General features: G+C 71.2%; 23 protein-coding genes. 13 read left to right on the plus strand and 10 right to left on the minus strand.

The features are described 5' to 3' along the window. The first annotated feature begins 42 nt into the window (after positions 1-42). The 3 genes from ACFVGW_RS17410 to ACFVGW_RS17420 are packed head-to-tail and all read left to right on the plus strand — an operon-like array spanning position 43 to position 2,902. The gene (locus tag ACFVGW_RS17410; RefSeq protein WP_352189285.1) at positions 43-726 is read left to right on the plus strand and encodes a response regulator transcription factor; all 684 of its coding nucleotides are present in this window, start codon (positions 43-45) and stop codon (positions 724-726) included. Beyond that, on the plus strand, positions 723-2,171 hold the full coding sequence (locus ACFVGW_RS17415; protein WP_385852577.1) for an ATP-binding protein: 1,449 nt from the start codon (positions 723-725) through the stop codon (positions 2,169-2,171). Before ACFVGW_RS17410 ends, ACFVGW_RS17415 begins: the two co-directional genes overlap by 4 nt. Beyond that, entirely contained in the window at positions 2,168-2,902 is a 735-nt protein-coding gene (locus ACFVGW_RS17420; RefSeq protein ID WP_385852578.1) for a hypothetical protein, read from the plus strand. The genes ACFVGW_RS17415 and ACFVGW_RS17420 overlap by 4 nt, the downstream gene beginning before the upstream one ends. Before the next feature lie 262 nt (positions 2,903-3,164). Here ACFVGW_RS17420 and ACFVGW_RS17425 read toward each other — a convergent pair whose 3' ends face one another. After that, positions 3,165-3,986 carry a serine hydrolase domain-containing protein gene (locus ACFVGW_RS17425; RefSeq protein ID WP_385852579.1) on the minus strand — a complete coding sequence of 274 codons (822 nt, stop codon included), beginning with the start codon at positions 3,984-3,986 and terminating at the stop codon, positions 3,165-3,167. Between the two features lie 52 nt (positions 3,987-4,038). Here ACFVGW_RS17425 and ACFVGW_RS17430 point away from each other — a divergent pair, with 52 nt between their 5' ends. Next, positions 4,039-4,434, plus strand: a complete 396-nt coding sequence (locus tag ACFVGW_RS17430) for a MerR family transcriptional regulator (RefSeq protein ID WP_352189281.1) — start codon at positions 4,039-4,041, stop codon at positions 4,432-4,434. Beyond that, positions 4,431-5,447 carry an aldo/keto reductase gene (locus ACFVGW_RS17435; protein ID WP_385852580.1) on the plus strand — a complete coding sequence of 339 codons (1,017 nt, stop codon included), beginning with the start codon at positions 4,431-4,433 and terminating at the stop codon, positions 5,445-5,447. The genes ACFVGW_RS17430 and ACFVGW_RS17435 overlap by 4 nt, the downstream gene beginning before the upstream one ends. Positions 5,448-5,602: 155 nt before the next feature. On the opposite strand, the gene ACFVGW_RS17440 is transcribed toward ACFVGW_RS17435, so the two are convergent. From ACFVGW_RS17440 to ACFVGW_RS17470, 7 genes are all read right to left on the minus strand, one after another. After that, a complete protein-coding gene (locus tag ACFVGW_RS17440; RefSeq protein WP_385852581.1) occupies positions 5,603-6,799 on the minus strand; it encodes an acyltransferase in 1,197 nt (398 codons plus the stop codon). Beyond that, on the minus strand, positions 6,796-7,806 hold the full coding sequence (locus tag ACFVGW_RS17445; protein ID WP_385852582.1) for an alpha/beta hydrolase: 1,011 nt from the start codon (positions 7,804-7,806) through the stop codon (positions 6,796-6,798). Before ACFVGW_RS17445 ends, ACFVGW_RS17440 begins: the two co-directional genes overlap by 4 nt. A 208-nt stretch (positions 7,807-8,014) precedes the next feature. Next, positions 8,015-8,704 (minus strand): response regulator, encoded by a 690-nt coding sequence (locus ACFVGW_RS17450; protein ID WP_385852583.1) that lies wholly within the window; start codon positions 8,702-8,704, stop codon positions 8,015-8,017. Continuing rightward, positions 8,701-9,996, minus strand: coding sequence for a sensor histidine kinase (locus ACFVGW_RS17455; RefSeq protein ID WP_385852584.1), 1,296 nt, complete (start codon positions 9,994-9,996; stop codon positions 8,701-8,703). Before ACFVGW_RS17455 ends, ACFVGW_RS17450 begins: the two co-directional genes overlap by 4 nt. Before the next feature lie 159 nt (positions 9,997-10,155). Continuing rightward, positions 10,156-11,160: a DUF4429 domain-containing protein gene (locus tag ACFVGW_RS17460; RefSeq protein WP_385852585.1), complete on the minus strand. Its 1,005-nt coding sequence runs from the start codon at positions 11,158-11,160 to the stop codon at positions 10,156-10,158. A gap of 74 nt (positions 11,161-11,234) precedes the next feature. Next, complete coding sequence (locus tag ACFVGW_RS17465) at positions 11,235-12,446, minus strand: alpha/beta hydrolase (RefSeq protein WP_385852586.1); 1,212 nt, start codon at positions 12,444-12,446, stop codon at positions 11,235-11,237. A gap of 363 nt (positions 12,447-12,809) precedes the next feature. Next, positions 12,810-13,439, minus strand: coding sequence for a TetR/AcrR family transcriptional regulator (locus tag ACFVGW_RS17470; RefSeq protein WP_383228639.1), 630 nt, complete (start codon positions 13,437-13,439; stop codon positions 12,810-12,812). A 255-nt stretch (positions 13,440-13,694) separates the two neighbouring features. Here ACFVGW_RS17470 and ACFVGW_RS17475 point away from each other — a divergent pair, with 255 nt between their 5' ends. Continuing rightward, positions 13,695-15,188 (plus strand): MFS transporter, encoded by a 1,494-nt coding sequence (locus ACFVGW_RS17475; protein WP_383228684.1) that lies wholly within the window; start codon positions 13,695-13,697, stop codon positions 15,186-15,188. Between the two features lie 178 nt (positions 15,189-15,366). After that, positions 15,367-15,858, plus strand: coding sequence for a peptidase inhibitor family I36 protein (locus ACFVGW_RS17480; protein WP_385852696.1), 492 nt, complete (start codon positions 15,367-15,369; stop codon positions 15,856-15,858). Here the strand turns inward: ACFVGW_RS17480 and ACFVGW_RS17485 are convergent. Both ACFVGW_RS17485 and aceE read right to left on the minus strand, forming a co-directional pair. After that, positions 15,855-16,670 carry a potassium channel family protein gene (locus ACFVGW_RS17485; RefSeq protein ID WP_385852587.1) on the minus strand — a complete coding sequence of 272 codons (816 nt, stop codon included), beginning with the start codon at positions 16,668-16,670 and terminating at the stop codon, positions 15,855-15,857. The genes ACFVGW_RS17480 and ACFVGW_RS17485 overlap by 4 nt on opposite strands. 65 nt (positions 16,671-16,735) lie before the next feature. Beyond that, positions 16,736-19,468, minus strand: coding sequence for a pyruvate dehydrogenase (acetyl-transferring), homodimeric type (gene aceE, locus ACFVGW_RS17490; protein ID WP_385852588.1), 2,733 nt, complete (start codon positions 19,466-19,468; stop codon positions 16,736-16,738). A gap of 408 nt (positions 19,469-19,876) precedes the next feature. Between aceE and ACFVGW_RS17495 the strand changes: the two genes are divergently transcribed. The 6 genes from ACFVGW_RS17495 to ACFVGW_RS17520 all read left to right on the plus strand — a co-directional run bounded on the left by ACFVGW_RS17495 (position 19,877) and on the right by ACFVGW_RS17520 (position 24,255). After that, positions 19,877-20,299 (plus strand): DUF3052 domain-containing protein, encoded by a 423-nt coding sequence (locus tag ACFVGW_RS17495; RefSeq protein WP_352192242.1) that lies wholly within the window; start codon positions 19,877-19,879, stop codon positions 20,297-20,299. 130 nt (positions 20,300-20,429) lie between these two features. Next, positions 20,430-20,888, plus strand: coding sequence for a peroxiredoxin (locus ACFVGW_RS17500; protein ID WP_260226461.1), 459 nt, complete (start codon positions 20,430-20,432; stop codon positions 20,886-20,888). A gap of 113 nt (positions 20,889-21,001) precedes the next feature. Then, a complete protein-coding gene (locus tag ACFVGW_RS17505) occupies positions 21,002-21,577 on the plus strand; it encodes a TerD family protein (RefSeq protein WP_015033386.1) in 576 nt (191 codons plus the stop codon). Positions 21,578-21,672: 95 nt separating this feature from the next. Next, positions 21,673-22,248: a TerD family protein gene (locus ACFVGW_RS17510; protein ID WP_352192240.1), complete on the plus strand. Its 576-nt coding sequence runs from the start codon at positions 21,673-21,675 to the stop codon at positions 22,246-22,248. A 29-nt stretch (positions 22,249-22,277) separates the two neighbouring features. Continuing rightward, entirely contained in the window at positions 22,278-23,423 is a 1,146-nt protein-coding gene (locus ACFVGW_RS17515) for a DUF475 domain-containing protein (RefSeq protein ID WP_383227241.1), read from the plus strand. Positions 23,424-23,517: 94 nt separating this feature from the next. Beyond that, positions 23,518-24,255 (plus strand): Tellurium resistance, encoded by a 738-nt coding sequence (locus ACFVGW_RS17520; RefSeq protein ID WP_352192238.1) that lies wholly within the window; start codon positions 23,518-23,520, stop codon positions 24,253-24,255. The last annotated feature ends 1 nt before the right edge of the window (position 24,256 follow it).

Consider the following 24,256-nt stretch of genomic DNA (forward strand, 5'->3'; position numbering starts at 1 on the left):
CCGGCCCATCTGCCCCTCTTCTCACTTTGGGATACTGCCGATATGCCTCGCGTTCTTCTGATAGAAGACGACCCCTCCGTCCGCGAAGGGGTCGAACTCGGGCTGCGCCGGCGCGGGCACGACGTCCGCGGCGCCGCGACCGGAGAGGCGGGGCTCGCGCTGCTCGCGGACTTCCGGCCCGATCTCGTCCTGCTCGACCTGATGCTCCCCGGCGTCAACGGCGTCCAGGTCTGCCGCCGGATCCGGGAGACCAGCCAGCTGCCGATCATCATGCTCACCGCGCGCGGCGACGACTTCGACATCGTCGTCGGTCTGGAGGCCGGCGCCGACGACTACATCGTCAAACCGGCCCGTACCGAAGTCATCGAGGCCCGCATACGCGCCGTCCTGCGCCGCATCGAGGAGCCCGGCACCGGTCGCCCCGCCATCGAGTTCCACGGCGAGATAGCCATCGACCGCGCCGGACTCACCGTCGCCAAGTCCGGTGAGCGCATCGCCCTCGCCCCGTCCGAACTCAAGCTCCTGCTGCATCTGACCGCCCACCCCGAGCAGGTCTTCAGCCGCCAGCAACTCCTCGAACACGTCTGGGAGCACAGCTACCACGGCGACGCCCGCCTGGTGGACGCCTGCGTCCGCCGGCTGCGCACCAAGATCGAGGACCCGGCCGGCGCTCCCCGCTACATCCAGACCCTCCGCGGTTTCGGCTACCGCTTCGGGCCGCTGTGAAGGGGCGCCGCGCTCCGCGACGCCGCCACCGCCCCTTCGGGCTCCGCACCCGGCTCGTCCTCGCCTTCCTCCTCGTCGCCGCCGTCGGCTGCGGCACCACCGCCGCCCTGACCTACCGCGCCGCCCGCAACGCCGTCCTCGAACAGGCCCAGGACACCGCCGTCTCCGCCTTCCGCGAGCGCGTGCAGGTCCTCGATGTGACCCTGCCCATCCAGAAGGACTCGCTGCGCTTCGACCTCCAGCAGATCGCCCGCCAGGGCAAGCCGCGACCCTGGCGCGTCTACGCCGAGTACGGCTCCCTCCGCGTCTCGTCCGCCGACCGCCCCACCTCCACCGTCATCACGCCCGAACTCCGCTCCCGCGCCAAGGCCTCCGCCCACGGCAGCTTCCAGCGGGTGATCAAGGACGGCCGGCCCTACCTCACCGTCGCCGTCCCCGCCGTCTTCCGGGCCCACACCCCGGCCAAGGCCGTCCACCGCACCGGCCTCGTGCTGTACGCGGTCATGGAGCTCGACGTCGAGGAGGCCAACGTCGAGGCCATGGTCCTCGCCGCGCGCGACGGCGCCCTGCCCGCGCTCGCCGTCGCCCTGATCCCGGCCCTGCTCGCAGCCCGCAGCGTGCTCCGTCCCGTACGGGAGCTGCGGCGCGCGGCCGACTCCATGGGGCGTGGCGAGCTCGACGCGCGGATCCAGGTCAAGGGCAGCGACGAACTCGCCGATCTCGCGCGGACGTTCAACGAGTCGGCCGCCGCGCTCGAACGCTCCGTCGTCGAGCTGCGGCACGCCGAGGCACGCGCCCGGCGCTTCGCCTCCGACGTCTCCCACGAGCTGCGCACCCCGCTCGCCGGCATGCTCGCCGTCACCGAGGTCCTCGACGAGGACGCGGACACGCTCGACAGCGACACGGCGCGGGCGGTCCGGCTCATCAGTGCCGAGACCGGCAAGCTCGCGGTGCTCGTGGAGGACCTCATGGAGATCTCCCGCTTCGACGCGCGGGCCGCCGAACTCCACCTGGACGAGGTGGACGTGGCCGACTGCGTCCGCAAGACCCTTCAGCACCGCCGCTGGACCGACCCGGAACTCGTCAGGACCGAGCTGCCCGACGGCGTGCGCGTCCCGCTCGACCCGCGCCGTTTCGACCTGGTCGTCGCCAACCTCGTCGGCAACGCCCTGCGGCACGGCGAGGCGCCGGTGAAGGTGAGCCTGCGCACCGAAGGCGACTGGCTGGTCACCGAGGTCGCCGACCGGGGGGCCGGCATCGCCGACGAGGTCCTGCCCCACGTCTTCGACCGCTTCTTCAAGGCGGACCAGGCCCGGACCCGCTCCGCGGGCAGCGGACTCGGACTCGCCATCACCCTGGAGAACGTCCGGCTGCACGGTGGCACCGTCACGGCCGCGAACCACCCCGACGGCGGCGCCGTCTTCACCGTGCGGATCCCGCTGTGAGGCGCGCGGCCGTGCTCGGCGCGGCCCTCCTGACGGGCGCCCTCGCGCTCACCGGCTGCGGCATCCAGCAGAGCGACGTCGTGGAGGCCGGCGGGCCGGCGACGATCGCCGTCGCCCCCGGCGAGGTCGGCCGGCTGCTGCTGTTCTACGTCGACGTGGACGGCAGGCTGACCCCGGCCGCCCGCCCGCTGGACCCGCGCCTGATGCTGCGTGAGCAGGCGCATCCACGGGGACTCGGGGTCGCGGCGCCCCCGGCGCTCGCCGCGCTGCTCCGCGGGCCGAACGCCGACGAGCGCGCAGCGGGTCTGTCGACCCGGCTGCCGGAACAGGCGTGGGCGACCGGTGACGGGGGTCCCCTGGTGAACGTGGAGATCGACGAGGACGGGGAGCGTCGGCTGCGGGTCAGTCTCGACTTCCCGCTCGGCGACCTGGACGGGGCCGCCGCCCGTCAGCTGGTGTGCACGGCCGCCTACGCGGAGGAGACCGACGGACGCATCGCGGTCGTCCTGTCGGGGCCGGGCGGAGTGCGCCCCGCCGAGACCTGCGACGAGTTCGAGGTCACCCCGGCCGCGGCGGAGACGGGCGCCCTGTCCGAGACGGACACCCCGACGGAGGGCGGTCCGTCCACCACCCCGAGCGACCTCTTCGGCACGGGCGACGACCGGCGCGCCCCGGGGCCGACGGGCGCCGTGGGCCCGAAGCCGTCCCCGACCCACACGAGCACCCCCTGACGAAGCCCGCCCACACCGGACACCGCGCGCACCCGCCCGTCGGGAGGACACCCGGCCGGCGAGCCACGAATGCCGCACGCCGCGCGCATCCCGCCGCCGAGGACGACACCCGTCCCTGGCCGGGCTTCAGCCGCGCACGCCGCGCAGCTCCGCGCATGCCGCGCAGCTCCGCGCACGCCGCGCAGCTCCGCGCACGCCGCGTAAGCCGTGCACTCCGCGCGCACCCGCCCGTCGGGGCGGCACCCCGCCCCTGACCGGGGTCTCAGCCGCGCAGCTCCGCGAGGACCGCGTCCGTGAACGGCGGCCACGCCTCCACCGCCCACGCTCCGAAGGGCCTGTCCGTCAGCGCCACGCACGCGGCGCGCGCGTCCGGGTCGATCCACAGGAACGTGCCCGACTGCCCGAAGTGCCCGAACGTCCGCGGCGAGGACGAGGCCCCCGTCCAGTGCGGCGCCTTGCCGTCCCGGATCTCGAAGCCGAGCCCCCAGTCGTTCGGCCGCTGGTGGCCGTAGCCGGGCAGGATGCCGGTCAGGCCGGGGTACGACACCGTCATCGCGTCGAGCACCGTGCGCGCGTCCAGCAGCCGGGGCGCCTGCACCTCGGCCGCGAACCGCACCAGGTCGTCGACCGTCGAGACGCCGTCCTTGGCGGGCGAGCCCTCCAGCGACGTCGAGGTCATGCCCAGCGGCTCCAGGACGGCCTGGTGGAGGTAGTCGGCGAACGGGATGTCCGTCGCCTTGGCGACGTGGTCGCCGAGCACCTCGAAACCGGTGTTGGAGTAGAGGCGGCGCGTGCCCGGCGCCGCCATGACCCGCGGTTCGTCGAAGGCGAGCCCCGACGTGTGCGCCAGCAGGTGCCGGACCGTCGCGCCCTCGGGCCCGGCCGGCTCGTCGAGGTCGATCGCCCCCTCCTCGTACGCGACGAGGACGGCGTACGCCGCGAGCGGCTTGGTGACGGAGGCGAGCGGGAACCGCTGTCCGGTGGGGCCGTGCGCCCCGGCCAGGGTGCCGTCCGCACGGACGACGGCGGCGGCCGCCATGGGGACGGGCCAGTTCTCGATCAACGCCAGGCTCTGCAAGGACATGGGGCCGAGCCTACTTGCTTGGAGTGCACTCCAAGGTTCTAGCGTGGAGACCATGAGCGTGATCGAGAGCAGCGCCGCACACTTCACCATCAGCGAGGTGGCCGCCCTGACCGGCCTGTCCGCGCACACCCTGCGCTGGTACGAGCGGATCGGGCTGATGCCCCACGTCGACCGTTCGCACACCGGCCAGCGCCGCTTCACCCAGCGTGATCTGGACTGGCTCGCGTTCGTCGGCAAGCTCCGGCTGACCGGGATGCCGGTCGCCGGGATGGTGCGGTACGCGGAACTGGTGCGGGAAGGCGATCACACCCGGGACGAACGGCGCGAGCTGCTGGAGAGCACCCGCCGTGACGTCCTCGCCCGCATCGGCGAACTCCAGGACGCGCTCGCCGTGCTCGACATCAAGATCGGGCACTACGGAACCATCTGCGGAGGCACGACCTCATGACCACCAGGATCGACACGGTACGGCTCGGCGGCCAGGACGGGCCGGAGATCGGCGTCCAGGGCTTCGGCGCCATGGGCATCAGCGAGTTCTACGGCGACACGGACGAGGCCGCCGCCCGCGACACCCTCGACGCCGCGCTGGAGGCGGGCGTCACTCTGATCGACACCGCGGACATCTACGGCAGCGGTGCCAACGAGGAGTTCCTGGCGCCGTTCCTCGCCCGGCACCGCGACGAGGTCACGCTGGCCACCAAGTTCGCCGTCGAGCGGCGCGCGGACGATCCGCACCACCGGGGCATCCGCAACGACCGGGCGTACATCCGCCAGGCCGTGGAGGCGAGCCTGCGCCGCCTCGGGATCGAGACGATCGACCTCTACTACATGCACCGGCGCGACCCGGAGGTCCCCTTCGAGGAGTCGGTCGGGGCGATGGCGGAACTCGTCCAGGAGGGCAAGGTCAGGTACCTCGGCCTGAGCGAGGTGACCGGCGCGGAACTGCGCGAGGCGCACGCGGTGCACCCGATCACGGCCCTGCAGTCGGAGTGGTCGCTCTTCTCGCGCGACGTGGAGCGCAGCGCGGTGGGTGCGGCGGCGGAGCTCGGGGTGACGTTCGTGCCGTACTCCCCGCTGGGCCGGGGCTTTCTGACCGGGGCGTTCGCGGACGCGTCGAAGGAGCTGTCGGGCGACGACTACCGCGCGCACCAGCCGCGCTTCTCGGGCGAGAACGCGGTACGGAACAGCGCGCTGCTCGCCCCCGTCCACAAGATCGCGGCCGACCACGGAGCGACGGCCGCGCAGGTGGCCCTGGCCTGGGTCCAGCAGCGTGCCTCGGTCCACGGCCTGACCGTGGTCCCGATCCCGGGCACCCGCAAGCGGTCCCGCCTGGAGGAGAACGCGGCGGCGACCCGTCTGAAGCTCACGGCATCGGAACTGGCGTCACTGGAACCGATCGCCTCCCAGGTCGCGGGCGACCGCTACCCGGACATGAGCTCGACGTCGGCGGCGAGGGAGTAGCGGGCGGACGGCGGGTCCGAGGCCTCCGCGCGTGTCGGGCCCGCCCAGGCCCTCCACCCGCCCAGGCCCTCACCCGCCCAGGCCCTGCACCACAGACCCCGGCCCTCCGCCACAGACCCCGGCCCTCCACCCGCCCCGGCCTCCACCCGCCCCGTTCACGCCAGGCCCAGGGCGAACGCGGCGAAGGCGGTCGCGAGAAGCCCTGCCGTGGTGCGGCGGGCGGGGCCGGTGCGCGTCCAGGGGGCCTCGAAGCGGCGGGTGAACCGCCCGATCAGGATCAGCAGCCCGGCGAAGAGCGGCATCCAGGCGAGCCGGGCCAGGATCCAGCCGGCCGAGTCCGGCGCGCCCACCAGGCCCGGTACCTCGCCCCCGTACGACGCCGGGATCGCGGCGGCGAGCATCGCCGTCTGGTGCCAGCACAGGATCGTCATCGCGGACAGGTTGACGACCACGACCGGCGCCCACAGCGCGGGCCGCCGCAGCAGCTTCCCGAACCGCTCGCGGAGCAGGATCGCCGCGCCGCTCTGCGCGGCCGCGAGGGCGAGGACGAGCAGCGACGGCGGGTGGGAGTTGGTGCGTGTCTCGCCGGGCACGCCGACCATCGAGGCGGGGTAGCCGAAGGCGAGGAGCAGCGCGGCGAACAGCGCCGCGCCGCCGAGCAGCAGGCCCCAGGCGTGCCGCCGGGTGACCCGGCCCTCGCCCCAGGAGACGCCGAGCTGGTAGGCGAAGAGCCAGCCGGGAAGGATGTTCAGGACGCTCAGCCAGGACGGCATGGCGTCGGCGTACGGGCCGTAGCGCAGGAAGTCGACGACGGCGACCGACACGAGCAGCGGCGCCGCCGCCCACACGCCCGCACGTCGGGCGGCGCGCACGCACAGCGGGGTGAGGGCGGTGACGACGGTGTACACCCCGACGAACCACAGCGGCTGGATCACCAGCGTGGACGCCGTCCGCAGCGTGTCACCGGGCACCCCGAACCCGTAGTGGAGCAGAGGCAGCAGGACCGCCCAGACCGCGGTCACGCCGAGGACGGGCCGGCCGAGGCGGGCCAGGCGGCCCTTGAGCCAGCTCGCGGCCGAACCCTCGTGGCGGCGGTAGGACAGGACGGAGGCGTAGCCGCCGACGAGGAAGAAGATCCCCAGCATCTGCAGGATCCAGCTGACAGGAGCGAGTCCGCCGAAGGTACCGAGCGGGCTGGCGTTGTGGATCGCGCCGTCGGAGGAGAGCGTGAACCCGCCGAGCAGCCAGTGACCGGTCGGCACGGCCAGGAGGGCGAGGGCGCGCAGGCCGTCGATCGCGCGGTCGCGACGGACGGGCGTACGGGCCTCGATGCGCGCGACGAGCGTCTTCATCGGACGTCTCCCCGGGCGATGGCGGCGAAGGTACGGAGGGACTGCGTGCCGGGCGCGAAGTAGCCGTTGTGGCCCCGGGCGTCGTCGGCGGGGACGCGGCGCGCGCCGAACGCGGGCTCGGTGGGGTCCTCGCCGTGCCCGAGGCCCGCGAACGAGACGTTCGGGACCCTGTCGATCCAGTCCGAGGGGTCCTTGGCGGCCCAGACGCGGGCCGAGGTGCCCAGCTCGCCGACGTTCGCGGCGCGCATGCCGGGGGAGCCGAAGACGACGAGGTCCTTGGCCTTGAGGTCGTGGGCGGCGAGGCCGCAGACGACGGAGCCGTAGCTGTGGCAGAAGAGGGAGGGCGCGGGCGCTCCGACGGCGGCCAGGCCGTCGGTCAGCCGGGTCAGCCGCTCCGCCCCGGCCTCGGCGAGATCGCCGGTGGCGGCGTCGACGCCCACGCCGACGGGGGTGGTGTAGCCGGCCCAGGCGATGACGGCGGTACGGCTGTCGGCGGTACGGCTGTCGGTGGCGCGGCTGTCGGTGGCGCGGCGCAGAGCGTCGGCCATGTCGGTGAGGGGCCGGAGGTTGCCGGCGTCGATGTCGGAGCCGGGAACGACGACGGCGACGTGCTCGGCGGTGGTGAGGTCGCCGGAGACGAGGGCGATCTGGCCCCGTCCGCGCGGGTCGACGGCGAGGACCTGCTGACCGGCGTACCGGCCGCCGAGGGTACGGGCGTTGGCCTCGTACCGCAGCTCGGGCGGAACGCCGTCGAGGTTGCCGACGACCGAGGGATGGGCGCGGAGCAGCTCCCGCTGCCGGGCCGGCCCCATGTCGCGGAAGAACGCGGCGACTTCGGAAGGACTGGTCCGCTCGGGGTCGGGCAGCCCGTCGGCGATCCACGCCTCCGCCCCGACGGGCGGCCCGGTCACGGCCCGCTGCGCGCTCCCGGACGCCCACCCGGCGGTCCCGGCGACGACGGTGACGGCGAGCGCGGAGGCGACCAGGGTCCTCGTGTATCGGCGCATGCGGCGCCCTCCCTCTCTTCATCTCTCGTTGCGATGGCGAGAGGAAGGTAGGAAGAGGACGCCTGACACGACGTCACACCGGAGAGCCAAGTCCGGTCTGATACCGGGGTAGGGGTCGGAGGAGGCGCCAACCCCCGCAGCAGGGTGGGGTTCTCCCCCCTCTGCGGGGGTCTCCGGCGGGCGTGGGACAGCTCCGGCGGGCAGGGGGCTAGCGGGTGGCGTCGCCCGGGGTGACCAGGCCCGACTCGTACGCGAAGATGACCGCCTGTGCCCTGTCCCGCAGGTCCAGCTTCGCCAGGACCCGGCCGATGTGCGTCTTCACCGTCTGCTCCGCGAGCACCAGACGGTCCGCGATCTCCTGGTTCGACAGGCCCCGCGCGATCAGCTCCAGGACCTCCGTCTCACGCGGCGTCAGACCGTTCAGCCGCAGCGCCGCCCGGTCCGCCCGCGGCGCCGGCCGGGACGCCGCGAAGTCGGCGATCAGCCGCCGCGTCACCGAGGGCGCCAGCAGCGCCTCGCCCGCCGCCACCACCCGTACCGCCGCGATGAGATCCGCCGGCGGCGCGTCCTTCAGCAGGAAGCCCGACGCGCCGGCCCGCAGCGCCTCGTACACGTAGTCGTCCACGTCGAACGTGGTCAGCATCAGCACCTTCGGACGGTGCACCACCCCGGCCGGCGGGTCCAGGATCTCCCGCGCCGCCGCCAGCCCGTCCATCTCCGGCATCCGGACGTCCATCAGCACCACGTCCGGGTGCGTGGCCCGCGCCACGTCCACGCCCTGCCGCCCGTCCGGCGCCTCGCCCACCACGTCGATGTCGGCCTGCGCCGACAGCAGCGCGGCGAACCCCGCCCGCACCATGGCCTGGTCGTCGACGATGATCACGCGGATGGGGGTCACGGGAGTCCGTCCTTCGTGCGCAGCGGAAGCCTGGCCGCGACCCGGAAGCCGCCGTCCGGCAGCGGCCCGGTGTCCAGCGTGCCGCCGGTCAACCGTACGCGTTCCCGCATGCCGACCAGCCCGTGACCCGTACCGTCCCCGCCCTCCAGGGGCGAAGTGGACCCGGGCGGCGGCCCGTTGACGACCACGACGACGATCCCGCCGTCCTCGGACCGTACCGACACGCGGGTCCGCGCGCCCGGCGCGTGCCGGACCACGTTCGCGAGCGCCTCCTGCACGATCCGGTACGCCGACAGGTCCACCGCCTGCGGTACGTCACTGCGGTCCTGGAGGTCCGCCGCCATGGACAGCTCCGCCGGCACCCCCGCCCGTACCGTCGCCTCGATCAGCTGCTGCACCCGGTCCAGGCCCGGCTGCGGGGCCCGTTCGCCCTCCGTGCCGTCGCTGCGCAGCACCACGAGCAGCCGCCGCATCTCGGCGAGCGACTCCCGCGCACTCGCCGCGATCGAGGTGAACTCCTCGCGCGCGGCCTCCGGCAGATCCGGGATCCGGTACGGCGCCGAGTCCGCCTGCACGGTGATCACGGACATGTGGTGGGCGACGACGTCGTGCAGCTCGCGCGCGATCCGGGCGCGCTCCTCCAGGAGCGTCGTACGCGCCCGCTCCTCCTGGGTGCGCCGCTCCGCGTCCCCGCGCTCCCGCAGCGTCGCCGTGATGAGCAGGACGACCCCGCTCAGGACGAAGAGGAGGATGTGGACGCCGTCGTCGTGCTTCGGCCGGACCGCCGTGAGCACGAACCCGGCCGCCCCGGTCACCAGCCACACGCCGAGCAGGGCCTTGCGGGACTCGCGGAGCCCGAGGGCGAGCATCAGGGCGAGGTAACCGACGACGACCATCGGCGTCCACGGCCAGGACCGTCCGTCCAGACCGTCCGCGCCGAGCAGGACGACCGCCCCGAGGACGTCGGCGACGCCGATGATCCACCAGGCCTGGAGGGGGCGGGTGACGGCGAGCAGCAACGGCGCGGTCTGCGCGGTGGCGAGAGCACCCGCGACGGCGCCGTTCACCTCGTAGTCCTGCATGAGGACGGTGATGGTGGCGGGGAGCAGCGAACAGACGAAGCTGAACGCGACGGCGTACGGGAGCATCCGCAGCCACCGGTTGCGCACATCGGCGAAGAGGGGCGCGCCCGGCCTGGTCGGAGTCGCGAGGGCGACCCCGAAGGACCGCAGCGCCAGGCGCGCGGGCGCGAGCCGCGAGGCGAGGCCGGGGGAGAGGAGTGTCTTCTTCATGGCCCGCCCAGGTTAGGCAGGCGCGCCCGCACCGGACGTCATACCGAGGGTCCGGTCCCGGGGTGATACCCGGGTATCACCCCGGGACCGTCCGGCTGGTGCCGCCGGGGCCCGCCCGGCCGGTATCCGCGAGCCCTGCCGGCCGCCGGTGCGGTCGCCTCACAGCTCCGCCAGCAGCTCCGCCTTCTTCACCGTGAACTCCTCGTCCGTCACCAGCCCCGCCCGGTGCAGTTCCCCCAGGTGCCGGATCCTCTCCGCGACGCCCGCCGGATCGCGGGACTCCGACGGGGGCAGCGCGTCCGCGGGCTCGGTCGCCGCCGCGCGGCCCGCGCCGCGGATCGCCGCCAGGACCGCCGCGGCGAACGGCAGGGACTCGTGGACCGGGCCGTAGCCGAGACCGAACACCACGGCCGCCGGGTCATGGTCCGCCTGCGCCGACCGGGGCTCCCCGGACCGGGGCAGCAGGCGCAGGTACCCGTCGAAGACGTCCGGCGAGCGCCACTCGACCCCGCTCAACTCCCGTACCGAGAACGTCTGGTCGCCGGCCTTCCACTTCTCGGAGGACGCGCCCGTCCAGAACCAGCGGAACGTGACCTTCGACGCGCCGTCGAAGCTCGCCTTCCCGTCGTACGCCTTGAAGGACTGCGGCCCCTGGGGAGCCGCCACCAGAAAGCCGTCGGTCGGCTCGTCCGAGACGGCCGGCATACCGTCCGGCAGGGCGGCGGACGAGCCGCGCATCGAGCCGTCCGCAGTGCCGTCGAGCGCGCCGTCGAGCGCGCCGCTCAGCGAGAGGTGCGCCCCGCCGCCGGCCTGACCCGCCTGACCCGCCGGCCCGAGCCGTTCCCGTAGTTCGTCCCGGTAGTACTCGGCCAGCGTCTCCCGTTCCGCCGGCAGCACCAGCCGGTACGGGTCGTATCCCTCCTTCAACTGCCCCCCGGCCGCCTCCATCAGCGGATCGGCGCCCCGTCTCGGCACCGCGTGCAGCACGACCGTGCCCCGCTTGCCCGGGACGAGCGTCACCGACGCCAACGCCTCGTGCGGGATACGTCGTTCGCCCAGCGCCTGGAAGAGTTTCGGTGTGCGGATCCCCCGTTCGAAGCGGATGACGAGGGCGTCGCTCTCGAACTCCCAGGTGGCATGATTTCCGGCCAGCACATCACCCATGTGCCTCATCGTAGGCGGCGTGCGCCCGTGCGTCGCCCCTGCGCGAAGGGCCGAAGTGCCTTGCTCTACGCGCGTCAGACCTCTTCCGCGCCGGAAATTCCCCTGCGGCAAGCGCTGTCGGCGCTCGCACACATCAAGTCCCCGTACGAACCGACGCCTATGGCCGCGAAGTTGTCCAGGCTGCCGGTGCCCGGCTCGAAATAGCCGGTGTGGCCCTTCGCGCCCTCTGCGGAGAGCAGCCGCGCACCGAACTCCGGCTCCACCGGGTCCGCCCCGTGCCCGACCCCGCCGACCGCGAGGTGCGGCACGTCCGCGATCCAGTCGTCCGCGTCGCGCATCGCCCAGACCCGGGCCCGGGTCGACAGCTCCGCCGCGCTCTGCACCCGCATGCCGGGACTCCCGGCCACGACGACGTCCGTCACCCGGGAGGGCAGGTCGTCCGCGGCGACCCCGCAGAGCACGGAGCCGTAACTGTGGCAGAACAGGCTGACGCGCGAGTCGCCGGGCAGGGCGTTCGTCATGCCGACGAGCCGTACCGCTCCGGCCGTGGCGAGGCGACCCGTCGCGGCGTCGATGCCGACCCCGACGGGCGCGGTGTAGTCGGCCCAGGCGATGACCGCGGTACGGCTCCGGGGCGCGGCCCGTCGCTCGGCGGCGTACAGCGACTGCGCCATCCCGACGGGGGCCGAGTACCTGCGGTTGGTCTTCTGGAAGGTGAGCAGATTGGTGTCGACACCCGGCACGATCACCGAGACACGGTCGGCCCGGTCCAGGTCGCCGAGCACCTCGGCCATCCGGCCCCCGCCGGCCGGGTCGAAGGCGAGGATCTGCCGGTCGGACTGCATCAGCGAGGTGAAGCGGTGCGCCCGGCGCACCGCTTCACGCCGGCCGTCGGCCGTGAGCTCGGCGTGTCCGATCCTGTGGCGCTCGGCATCGAGGGCGCGCTCGAGGGAGATCCGGTTGGCGCGGTAGCGGAGCGTGACCGGAGCGCCGTCGAGATTGCCGACGACGAGCGGGTGCGCGTCGGCGAGGAAGGCGCCCTGAGCCGGTCCGACCGACGCGAAGAACGCGGCGACCGTACGGGCGGGGGCGGACGGGTCGGGCAGCGCCCGGTGGCCGATCCTGCTGTGCGCCCAGGACGCGAGTGCGGCCTCGCGGGACTCGCCCGGCCCGCGCTGATGGCTGATCGTCGTCCAGCCGGTGGTCGCGAGGAGCACGAACACGACGGCCAGCGCGAGCAGCAGGCGCCAGAGGGAGAGCGTGGGGGAGGAGTCGAAGGAAGTCACTGCGCCACACCCTAGGAGACCGGCGAGGGGGGCTGGGGCGGCAGGTGACATGGATCACGAGGAGCGGTGGCTTCCGGTGACGTTCCGTACGCGCGGGCGTACGCCGCGAGTTGAGGCCGGCGCGACCGCCCGTACGACGGCCTCTGCGACCGGCCCGTAGGACTGGGCCCCTGTGGCGGTCACCCGTACGAGATTTCCCGTACGGTACGACCCCCGCACGCCGGTGCGACCTCCGCACGGCGGTTCGGCCCCGCACGGCCATGCTCAGCCCCCGCACGGCGATGCTCAGCCCCTACGCGGCGGTGCGGCCCCTGCGCGGCGCGGTGTGGCCCCTACGCGGCGGTGCGGTCCCTGCGCGCGCCGTCAGCTCCGCCAGTCCCGGGCCAGCGCGGGGGCCAGGTGGTCGAGGTGGTCCTCTGTCAGCGCGCGGATGCCCTCCAGGCTCAGGTCCGTGCCCCGGCCCCAGAGCTGACCTGTCACGCGCATCACGCCGCTGAACGCCGCGACCACGATCCGCGGGCGCGGGTCCTCGTCCACGTCGACGCCCTCGCGCTCGGCGACGACCCGGGCGATCGTGTCCTCCATCTCGGTCGTGCGGCGCAGATGCGCGGCGAGCAGCGCCGGCGTCGACTCGATCATCTGGAAGGTCCGCAGGTACATGTCGACGGGCACGACTTCCATGATCGCCTCGCCGATCGTGTCCCACGAGGCGAGCACGGCGTTGCGCATCGCGTCGAGCGGGCCCTCCTCCGCGGGGCGCTCCACCAGCGCCTGGACGAAGCGTTCCTCGACCATCTGCTGCACGGCGAAGGCCACTTCCTCCTTGGAGGCGAAGTAGCGGAAGAACGTGCGCTGGGAGACCTCGACCGCGTCGGCGATCTCGTCCACGGTGGTCTGCTCGTACCCCCGTGTCGTGAACAGCTCCAGGGCCACCCGGAGGAGCGCGTTCCGTGTGCGCTGCTTCTTGCGTTCCCGTAGGCCGGAAACCGTCACCGTATGGCCTTCTTTCCGCCACTCTCCGACGCTTCGTGCTGCTCAGCGTACCTGTGAGCCAAGTGACAGTTACCGGCGTGTGAATTGCTTTGTCAATTGTCAGTGACTGACATTAGCCTCCTTCGCATGACTAGTCAGACCACCGTGGAAAAGGCCCCGCAGGGCCAGGGGGGCGACCGGAGCCCCGTTCCGGCTCCGTCGAAAGGCCTGCGAGGCCACCCCTGGCTGACCCTGTTCGCAGTCGCCGCCGGCGTGATGATGGTCGCGCTCGACGGCACGATCGTCGCGATAGCCAACCCGGCCATCCAGGCCGACCTGGGCGCCTCCCTCGACCAGCTCCAGTGGATCACCAACGGCTACCTGCTCGCGCTGGCGATCGCGCTGATCACGGCCGGCAAGCTCGGTGACCGCTTCGGCCACCGCCAGACCTTCCTCATCGGCATCGCGGGCTTCGCCGCGGCCTCCGGAGCGATCGGCCTCTCGGACTCGATCGGGCTCGTGATCGCCTTCCGTGTCCTCCAGGGCCTCTTCGGCGCCCTGCTCATGCCGGCCGCGCTGGGCCTGCTGCGCGCCACCTTCCCCGCCGAGAAGCTGAACATGGCCATCGGCATCTGGGGCATGGTCATCGGTGCCTCGACGGCCGGCGGCCCGATCCTCGGCGGCTTCCTCGTCGAGCACGTCAGCTGGCAGTCCGTCTTCTTCATCAACGTGCCGGTCGGTGTCCTCGCCCTCGTGCTCGGCCTGGTGATCCTCAAGGACCACCGCGCCGAGAACGCCCCGCGCTCGTTCGACATCCTCGGCATCCTGCTGCTCTCCGGCGCCATGGGCTCTCTCGTCTGGGGCCTCATCAACGCCGGCGCCAAGTGGGGCTGGGCGAGCGGCAACACCGTGGGCTGCCTCGCCGCCGCGGTCCTGCTCTTCGTCGTCTTCGGCTTCTGGCAGACGAAGGTGAAGGAGCCGCTCATCCCGCTGGGCATGTTCCGCTCCGTCCCGCTCACGGCGGGCGTGGTGCTCATGGTCCTGATGGCCTTCGCCTTCATGGGCGGCCTGTTCTTCGTGACCTTCTACCTGCAGGGCGTCCAGGGCCTCAGCCCGATCGACAGCGGTCTGCACCTGCTCCCGCTGACGGCGATGATGATCGTCTCGTCGCCGCTGGCCGGCGCGCTGATCACCAAGTTCGGCCCGCGCATCCCGCTGGTGGGCGGCATGGTCTGCACCGCCGTCGCCATGTTCGGGATGATGTCCCTCTCCGCGGAGACCGGCACGTTCACGATGTCGCTCTGGTTCGCGCTGCTCGGTCTGGGCCTCGCCCCGGTCATGGTCGGTGCCACCGAGGTCATCGTCGGCAACGCCCCGCTGGAGCTCTCCGGTGTCGCGGGCGGTCTGCAGCAGGCCGCGATGCAGGTCGGCGGCGCGCTCGGTACGGCGGTGCTCGGTGCGGTCATGTCCTCGAAGGTCTCCAGCGCCTTCGGTGAGAACTGGACGGCCGCCGGGCTCCCGGGCGAGCCTGCTCCCGGGCTCGAGGAGGCCGCCGAGTTCGGCATGGTCCCGCCGCAGCTGGCCCAGGCGCCCAACATGACCCCGGACGTGCTCGACACGATCGGGGGCGTCATCCACGACACGTTCCTGGACGGCATGGGCCTGGCGTTCACCGTCGCCGGTGTCGTGGCGGTCGTCGCGGCCCTGGTCGCCATGCTGACCAAGCGCGGCGAGAACGCGGAGGCGGGTGCGGGCGCCGCCCACATCTGACCGACGCCGCGGGAAGCCCACGCCCCGCCGGACCGCTCGCGCGGTCCGGCGGGGCTTTCTGCTGTTCTGAGCCCTCCGTCACCTGTCCGGGTGAATCGAGCCTTGGCCTCTTCCCAACGGGCAGTGACCTCCGTCAGAGTTCTGATTACAGAGAGTGACGAATTGGGGGATGATCGACATGCACGTGAAGCACGTGAACCACGTGAAGCAGGTGAAGCACGCACGGCCGAGGCGCCTGCTCCTGGCCGCCCTGGCGGCCGCGGCGGCTCTGCTCACCGCCGCCCTGCCGGCGGCCCGGCCGGCCGCCGCCGTGCCGGCCGCCCCGCCCGCCGCCTTGCACGCTGCCGTGCCGGCCGCCTTGCTCGCTGCCGCACCACCGGGCACCAAGCTCGGAGCCTGTGGGCCCGGTCAGCTGTGCCTGTGGCCCAGGGCGGACTTCAAGGGCGCGGCGTGGAAGCACGAGCTGGCCGGCACGGACATCGAGAGCTGTGTCGCGCTGCCGCCGGGCGCGAGCGCCCAGGCCCTGGCGAACAGGACCGGGCGGCCGGTCACGACGTACCAGTCGGCGGAGTGCGCGGAGACGGGGGAGTTCGAGACCTATCCGGGGCGCGGGACCTGGGTGCCCCAGAGTCCGTACGAGGTCAGAGCCTTCAAGCTCTGGGAGTGCTAGGGACCGTCCCCTGCGGCGGCACGATCCGACGGCACGAGGGCGCCCGGAGGCGGGGTCGGAGTCGGGGCCGCAGTCGGGGCCGCGGCCGGGGCCTGTGCCGCGGTCGGGGCGGCGAGCCGGGACACCTCGGCGCGCAGCTCCTGGACCTCCCGGGTCAGGGCCTCCAGAAGCTCGGTCTGACGGCGCTCCGCGGCGTCGTCCCGTTCGAAGCGGGAGATGAACCAGGCGGCGATGTTGGCGGTCACCACACCGAGCAGGGCGATGCCCGAGAGCATCAGGCCCACCGCGAGGACGCGGCCGAGTCCCGTGGTCGGGGCGTGATCGCCGTACCCCACGGTCGTCATCGTCGTGAACGACCACCAGACCGCGTCGCCGAGCGACTTGATGTTGCCGTTCGGGGCGTTCCGCTCCACATGGAGCACGGCGAGCGAGCCGAACATCATCAGTCCGACCACCGCGCCCGCCACATAGGTGGTGAGCGTTATCTGCGGGGCCATCCGGGCCCGCCGACCCACGAGGAGGAGTGTCGAGACGAGACGCAGCAGCCGCAGCGGCTGCACGAGCGGGAGGAGGACGGCGAGCAGATCGAGCGGATGGCTGCGGACGAACTGCCACTTCGCCGGGGACAGCGCGAGGCGGACGGCGTAGTCGACCGCGAAGGCACCCCACACCACCCACTCCACGAACAGACACGACTCATGGATCCAGCGGTCGGCATCCGGCGCCACGATCGGTACGGCGTAGGCGACGCCGAACGCCACTGCCAGGATCAGCAGTGGCGTCTGGGTGCGCTTCTCCCAGCGTTCCATCATGCCGGGAATCGTATGGGGGTGGGGGGGCGCATCGGCCCCCGCACCCGCACCACAGCTGTGTGCCGTTACGCGTCTCCGCCGGCCGGGCCGGGGTCGGCGGCGGCGACGTCGAGCAGCTGGTAGCGGTCCACGGCCTGCTTCAGCGCCGACCGGTCGACCTTGCCCTCGCGGGCGAGCTCGGTGAGGACCGCGAGCACGATCGACTCGGCGTCGATGTTGAAGTAGCGGCGCGCGGCGCCCCGCGTGTCGGCGAACCCGAAGCCGTCCGCGCCGAGCGAGGTGTAGGTGCCCGGCACCCAGCGGGAGATCTGGTCCGGGACCGCGCGCATCCAGTCGGAGACGGCGACGAACGGGCCCTGGGCGGAGGACAGCTTGCGCGTCACGTACGGGACGCGCTGCTCCTCCTCCGGGTGGAGCAGGTTGTGCCGGTCGACGTCGACGGCCTCGCGGCGCAGCTTGTTCCAGGACGTCGCCGACCAGACGTCGGCCCGGACGTTCCACTCCTCGGCGAGGATCCGCTGCGCCTCCACCGCCCACGGCACGGCGACACCGGAGGCCATGATCTGCGCGGGGATCGCTCCGGCCTCGCCCGCCTTGTAGCGGTAGATGCCCTTGCGGATGCCCTCGGCGTCCACGTTCTCGGGCTCGGCCGGGTGCTGGATCGGCTCGTTGTAGACGGTCAGGTAGTAGAAGACGTCCTCGGCGTCGGGGCCGTACATCCTCTTCAGGCCGTCCTGGACGATGTGCGCGATCTCGAAACCGAAGGCCGGGTCGTACGCGACACAGCCCGGGTTCGTCGAGGCGAGCAGGTGCGAGTGGCCGTCCGCGTGCTGGAGACCCTCACCGGTCAGCGTCGTCCGGCCGGCGGTGGCGCCGAGCACGAAGCCGCGCGCCAGCTGGTCGGCCATCTGCCAGAACTGGTCGCCGGTCCGCTGGAAACCGAACATCGAGTAGAAGACGTAGACCGGGATGAGCGGTTCGCCGTGCGTGGCGTACGCCGAACCGGCCGCGATCAGCGAAGCGGTGCAGCCGGCCTCGGAGATGCCGTCGTGCAGCATCTGCCCGGTCGGGGACTCCTTGTAGGCGAGCAGGAGTTCGCGGTCCACGGCCTCGTACTGCTGGCCCAGCGGGTTGTAGATCTTGGCGCTCGGGAAGAACGAGTCCATGCCGAAGGTGCGGTACTCGTCGGGAGCGATCAGCACGAACCGCTTACCGATCTCCTTGTCCCGCATGAGGTCCTTGAGCAGCCGGACGAAGGCCATCGTGGTGGCGATCGACTGCTGGCCGGAGCCCTTCTTCACCGGGGCGTAGGTCTTCTCCTCGGGGAGGACCAGCGGCTTCGACCGCACGACACGCGTCGGGACGTACCCGCCGAGCCCCTTGCGGCGGTCGTGCATGTACTGGATCTCCTCGGAGTTCCGCCCCGGGTGGTAGTACGGCGGCAGGCCGCTCTCCAGCTGCCCGTCCGTGATCGGGATGTGTAGACGGTCGCGGAAGCGCTTGAGGTCGTCGACCGTCAGCTTCTTCATCTGGTGGGTCGCGTTGCGGCCCTCGAAGTTCGGACCGAGCGTCCAGCCCTTGACGGTCTGGGCGAGCACCACGGTCGGCTGGCCCTTGTGGGCCTTGGCCGCCGCGAAGGCCGCGAAGATCTTCTTGTGGTCGTGACCGCCACGGCCCAGGTGCAGGATCTGGTGGTCCGACATGCCCTCGACCATCGAGCGCAGCCGCTGGTCGTCGCCGAAGAAGTGGTCACGGATGTACGCGCCGGTCTCCGTGGCGTACGTCTGGAACTGGCCGTCGGGCGTGGTGTTCAGCTTGTTGACCAGGATGCCGTCGCGGTCCTGGGCGAGCAGCGGGTCCCAGGAGCGGTCCCAGATGAGCTTGATCACGTTCCAGCCGGCGCCGCGGAACTGCGACTCCAGCTCCTGGATGATCTTGCCGTTGCCGCGCACCGGGCCGTCGAGGCGCTGCAGGTTGCAGTTGACGACGAAGGTCAGGTTGTCCAGGCCCTCACGGGCGGCGATGGAGAGCTGGCCGAGCGACTCCGGCTCGTCCATCTCGCCGTCGCCGAGGAACGCCCAGACGTGCGACTTGGAGGTGTCGGCGATGCCGCGCGCCTCCATGTAGCGGTTCATCCGAGCCTGGTAGATCGCGCCGAGGGGGCCGAGGCCCATCGACACGGTCGGGAACTCCCAGAAGTCCGGCATCAGCCGCGGGTGCGGGTACGAGGAGAGCCCGTTCGGGAACTTGGACTTCTCCTGGCGGAACGCGTCGAGCTGGGTTTCGGACAGCCGGTCGAGCAGATAGGCGCGCGCGTAGATTCCGGGCGAGGCGTGGCCCTGGAAGAAGATCTGGTCGCCGCCGTCGCCCTCGTCCTTGCCCCGGAAGAAGTGGTTGAAGCCGACGTCGTACAGCGAGGCGGAGGAGGCGAAGGTGGCGATGTGGCCGCCGACCCCGATGCCCGGGCGCTGCGCGCGCGAGACCATCACGGCCGCGTTCCAGCGGGTCGCGTTGAGGACCTTGCGCTCGATCTCCTCGTTGCCGGGGAAGAACGGCTCGTCCCTGGTCGCGATCGTGTTCACGTAGTCCGTGCTGCGCATCTCGGGCACCGCGACGCGCTTCTCGCGGGCACGTTCGATCAGGCGGAGCATCAGGTAGCGGGCCCGCTCGCGCCCCCGCTCGTCGACCGCCGCGTCGAGGGAGTCGAGCCATTCCTGGGTCTCTTCGGGATCGAAATCCGGGACCTGGCTGGGAAGGCCGCCAATGATGATCGGGTTGCGATCGGATCCGGAAGCCACGCTGTTCCTTCGCTGTTCGGTGGAGCCCACGGAGGCCGGGACGCCGGCCGGGACGTCCATCGTGTACCCCGTCGGTGTCAAACGTCATCTCTACCGAGGGGTAACCCCCGCCGGGCGCCTGGTTGGGTCAAATCGCAACCTTACGCCCAACCCGCGCATGCGTTTCGTCAGCACGTTCGGCAGACTGAAGCCGCGGAACCCCGCAAAGCAGGACGAAGCGTGTGCCGATCGTCACGGAGTGGAGTGGATGCGGCCCGGGAGATGCGGCGAGACGGCCCCAAACGTCACCGTTTCGGCGGTCTCGGCGGCCGGGTACTTGCGCGATCCGCCCAGCCCGTGTGGACTACGGCCAGCGCCGCGCGTACGCGTGGCCGAAGCATTTTCCGATACATGATCAGGAGGCAAGCCGTGAGCGCGACCGCGGACCACGCGGAGGAGCGGACCAACCCGGCAGCGAGGCTGGGGTTCGAGCCCGGACAGGTGGTCCAGGAGATCGGTTACGACGACGACGTCGATTTCGATCTCCGCGAAGGCATCGAGTCCATCATCGGGTCGGACCTCGCTGACGAGGACTACGACGACGTCGCCGACGCCGTCGTGCTCTGGTTCCGCGACGAGGACGGAGATCTGACGGACTCCCTGGTCGATGCCATTGGCCTGCTGGAGGACGGCGGGGTCGTATGGCTGCTGACGCCCAAGACGGGCCGTGACGGCTACGTCGAGCCGAGCGACATCAGCGATGCCGCGCAGACCGCCGGCTTCTCCCAGACCAAGAGCATCAGCGTGGCGAAGGACTGGGCGGGCAGCCGCCTGGTCGCTCCCAAGCGCTGATCCCCCAAGCAGCAGGAGCCCCCGCCGGACGGTGTCCGGCGGGGGCTCTGTGCGTGGTGGGGCCGCGGGGCTCGCCGGGGTTCTAAGCTGGGCCTTCACCTGTTCGGTCCAGTGAAGGGACGCCTACGCCATGGCGATCGAGGTCGGCACGAAGGCGCCGGAGTTCGAGCTCAAGGACAACCACGGCCGCACCGTGAGGCTCTCCGACTACCGGGGCGAGAAGAACGTGGTCCTGCTCTTCTACCCCTTCGCCTTCACCGGCGTCTGCACCGGCGAGCTGTGCGAGCTGCGCGACAACCTGCCGAAGTTCGTCAACGACGACACCCAGCTCCTCGCCGTCTCCAACGACTCGATCCACACCCTGCGCGTCTTCGCCGACCAGGAGGGTCTGGAGTACCCGCTCCTCTCCGACTTCTGGAAGCACGGCGAGGCCTCCCGCGCCTACGGCGTCTTCGACGAGGACAAGGGCTGCGCGGTGCGCGGCACGTTCATCATCGACAAGGAGGGTGTCGTCCGCTGGACCGTCGTCAACGCCCTCCCGGACGCCCGCGACCTCAACGACTACCTCAAGGCGCTCGACACTCTCTGAGCATCGGGGCGAATCGTCTGTCCAGGCCGGGAACCCCTCACTAGGATCCAGACGTTGATCCGATGCCAACGCACGACGGGGGCGCTGCCCCTGGAAACCACATGGAGGGACTCGTGGGAGTCAGCCTCAGCAAGGGCGGCAACGTCTCGCTGACCAAGGAGGCCCCTGGCCTGACCGCCGTCACCGTCGGTCTGGGCTGGGACGTCCGCACCACCACCGGGACGGACTTCGACCTCGACGCCAGCGCCATTCTGGTCAGCGCGGAGGGCAAGGTCCGCAACGACCAGGACTTCGTGTTCTTCAACAACCTGAAGAGCGCGGACGGCTCGGTCGAGCACACCGGTGACAACCTCACCGGTGAGGGCGAGGGTGACGACGAGCAGGTCAAGGTCAGCCTGGCCACGGTGCCCGCCGATGTCGCCAAGATCGTCTTCCCGGTGTCGATCTACGACGCCGAGAACCGCCAGCAGTCCTTCGGCCAGGTGCGCAACGCGTTCATCCGCGTTGTGAACCAGGCCGGCGGTGCCGAGATCGCCCGGTACGACCTCTCCGAGGACGCCTCGACCGAGACGGCCATGGTCTTCGGCGAGCTGTACCGCAACGGCGACGAGTGGAAGTTCCGCGCCGTCGGCCAGGGCTACGCCTCGGGCCTGCGCGGTATCGCCCAGGACTTCGGCGTCAACGTCTGACCGACAGTCCGATCCGTCCGGCGCCGCACGTTCCGTGCGGCGCCGGACGTGCCTCATCAGTACGACCACCGCAGTATCACCGGGGAGGAACACACATGGGCGTCACGCTCGCCAAGGGAGGCAACGTCTCCCTCTCCAAGGCCGCACCCAACCTCACCCAGGTGCTGGTCGGCCTCGGATGGGACGCGCGCTCCACCACAGGAGCGCCCTTCGACCTCGACGCCAGCGCCCTGCTGTGCCAGTCGGGACGGGTGCTCGGTGACGAGTACTTCGTCTTCTACAACAACCTCAAGAGCCCCGAGGGCTCCGTCGAGCACACGGGCGACAACCTCACCGGCGAGGGTGACGGCGACGACGAGTCGCTGATCGTGGACCTGATCAAGGTCCCGGCCCACTGCGACAAGATCGTCTTCCCGGTCTCGATCCATGAGGCCGACAACCGCGGCCAGACCTTCGGCCAGGTCAGCAACGCCTTCATTCGTGTCGTGAACCAGGCCGACGGTCAGGAGCTGGCCCGTTACGACCTCTCCGAGGACGCCTCCACCGAGACCGCGATGATCTTCGGCGAGCTGTACCGGTACGGGGGCGAATGGAAGTTCCGGGCCGTGGGACAGGGGTACGCGTCCGGACTCCGGGGCATCGCTCTAGACTTCGGGGTCAACGTTTCGTAAAGCCGCGTACTTACACGATGGGGTAGACAGTGGTACTGAAAACCTTCGGCTGGTCGTTCGCCATCACGGCGCTCGGACTGGTCGCAGCGGTGCTCTACGGGGGGTGGGAAGCGTTCGGGATCGTCGCGATCCTGTGCATCCTCGAGATCTCGCTGTCCTTCGACAATGCGGTGGTCAACGCCGGAATCCTGAAGAAGATGAATGCCTTCTGGCAGAAGATCTTCCTCACCATCGGTGTGCTCATCGCCGTCTTCGGCATGCGGCTGGTCTTCCCCGTCGTGATCGTCGCGATCAGCGCCAAGATCGGCCCCATCGAGGCCGTCGACCTCGCTCTCAACGATGCCGAGCGCTACGAGCAGCTCGTGACCGACGCGCACCCGTCGATCGCGGCGTTCGGCGGCATGTTCCTTCTGATGATCTTCCTCGACTTCATCTTCGAGGACCGTGACATCAAGTGGCTCGGCTGGCTGGAGCGCCCGCTGGCCAAGCTCGGCAAGATCGACATGCTGTCGGTCTGCATCGCCCTGATCGTCCTGGCGATCAGCGCCATGACCTTCGCGACCCAGGCGCACCAGCACGGCGGTACGCACGTCGACAAGGCATCGACCGTCCTGCTCTCGGGCGTCTTCGGTCTCATCACGTACCTCGTCGTCGGCGGTCTCTCGGGCTACTTCGAGAACAAGCTGGAGGAGGAAGAGGAGCGCGAGCACGAGGCCGAGGAGGAGGCCAAGCGCAGCGGCAAGAAGGTCGGTGTCGTCCAGCTGGCCGGCAAGGCCGCCTTCTTCATGTTCCTCTACCTCGAAGTCCTCGACGCGTCGTTCTCGTTCGACGGTGTCATCGGCGCCTTCGCCATCACCAACGACATCGTCCTCATGGCGCTCGGCCTCGGCGTCGGCGCGATGTACGTCCGTTCGCTGACGGTCTACCTGGTCCGCCAGGGCACCCTCGACGACTACGTCTACCTGGAGCACGGCGCCCACTACGCCATCGGCGCGCTCGCCGTGATCCTCATGATCTCCATCCGCTACCAGATCCCCGAGGTCGTCACCGGCCTCATCGGTGTCGCCCTGATCGGCTGGTCCTTCTGGTCCTCCGTACGGCGCAACAGGGCGCTGGCGGCGGCCGAGGGAAAAGCTGACTCCTCGGGCAAGACCGAGGTGTCGTCCGGGGTGTGACACCCCGGGCAATGAGGAACGCTTCCTGCGGGGCGGCCGGTGCACCCGGCCGCCCCGCGGCGTCTGACCGGGTTTCGAGTGGGGGGTGGGGCACATGGGCTTCTTCGACGGCCTGTTTCCGGGGAGGGCCGCGCAGTTCGATTCCGGCAGCGCCTCCAGCAACACCATCGACCTCACCAAACGGCGCCCGACGGTCTCCCTGACCAAACAGGGCGCCGCCACCGGCAATCTGCGCGTCAACCTCTCCTGGCGGATGCGCACCTCCGACATCGAGGGCCGCTCACGCCAGAGCGGCCAGCTGCTCCGCAATCCCTCGAAGCTCTTCAAGCCCGAGGTCGTCCAGGCGCACACCCAGAGCATGGTCAACGTCGACCTGGACCTCGGGTGCATGTACGAGCTCGCGGACGGCAGCAAGGGCGTGGTGCAGCCGCTCGGCGGCTTCTTCGGGGCCCTGAACGCGGCGCCGTACGTGAACCTGAGCGGCGACGACCGGTTCGGCGGCTCGTCCGGCGAGACGATCTTCGTCAACCTCGACCACCGGGACGAGATCAAGCGGCTGCTCTTCTTCGTCTACATCTACGACCAGACCCCGGCCTTCGACCGGACGCACGCCAAGGTGACGCTCTACCCCAGCAACGGGCCGCGGATCGAGATCGAACTCGACGAGCGCGCCCCGCAGGCCCGCTCGTGCGCGGTGTTCACCGTCGAGAAGGTCAAGGACGAGCTGATCGTCCGCCGTCAGGTGAAGTTCGTGTACGGCTTCCAGGCCGAGCTGGACCGGCTGTACGGATGGGGCCTGCAGTGGGGGCGCGGCTACAAGACCAAGGCCTAGG

Source organism: Streptomyces sp. NPDC127129 (assembly GCF_042671585.1).
In the GTDB taxonomy this organism is placed as follows: domain Bacteria; phylum Actinomycetota; class Actinomycetes; order Streptomycetales; family Streptomycetaceae; genus Streptomyces.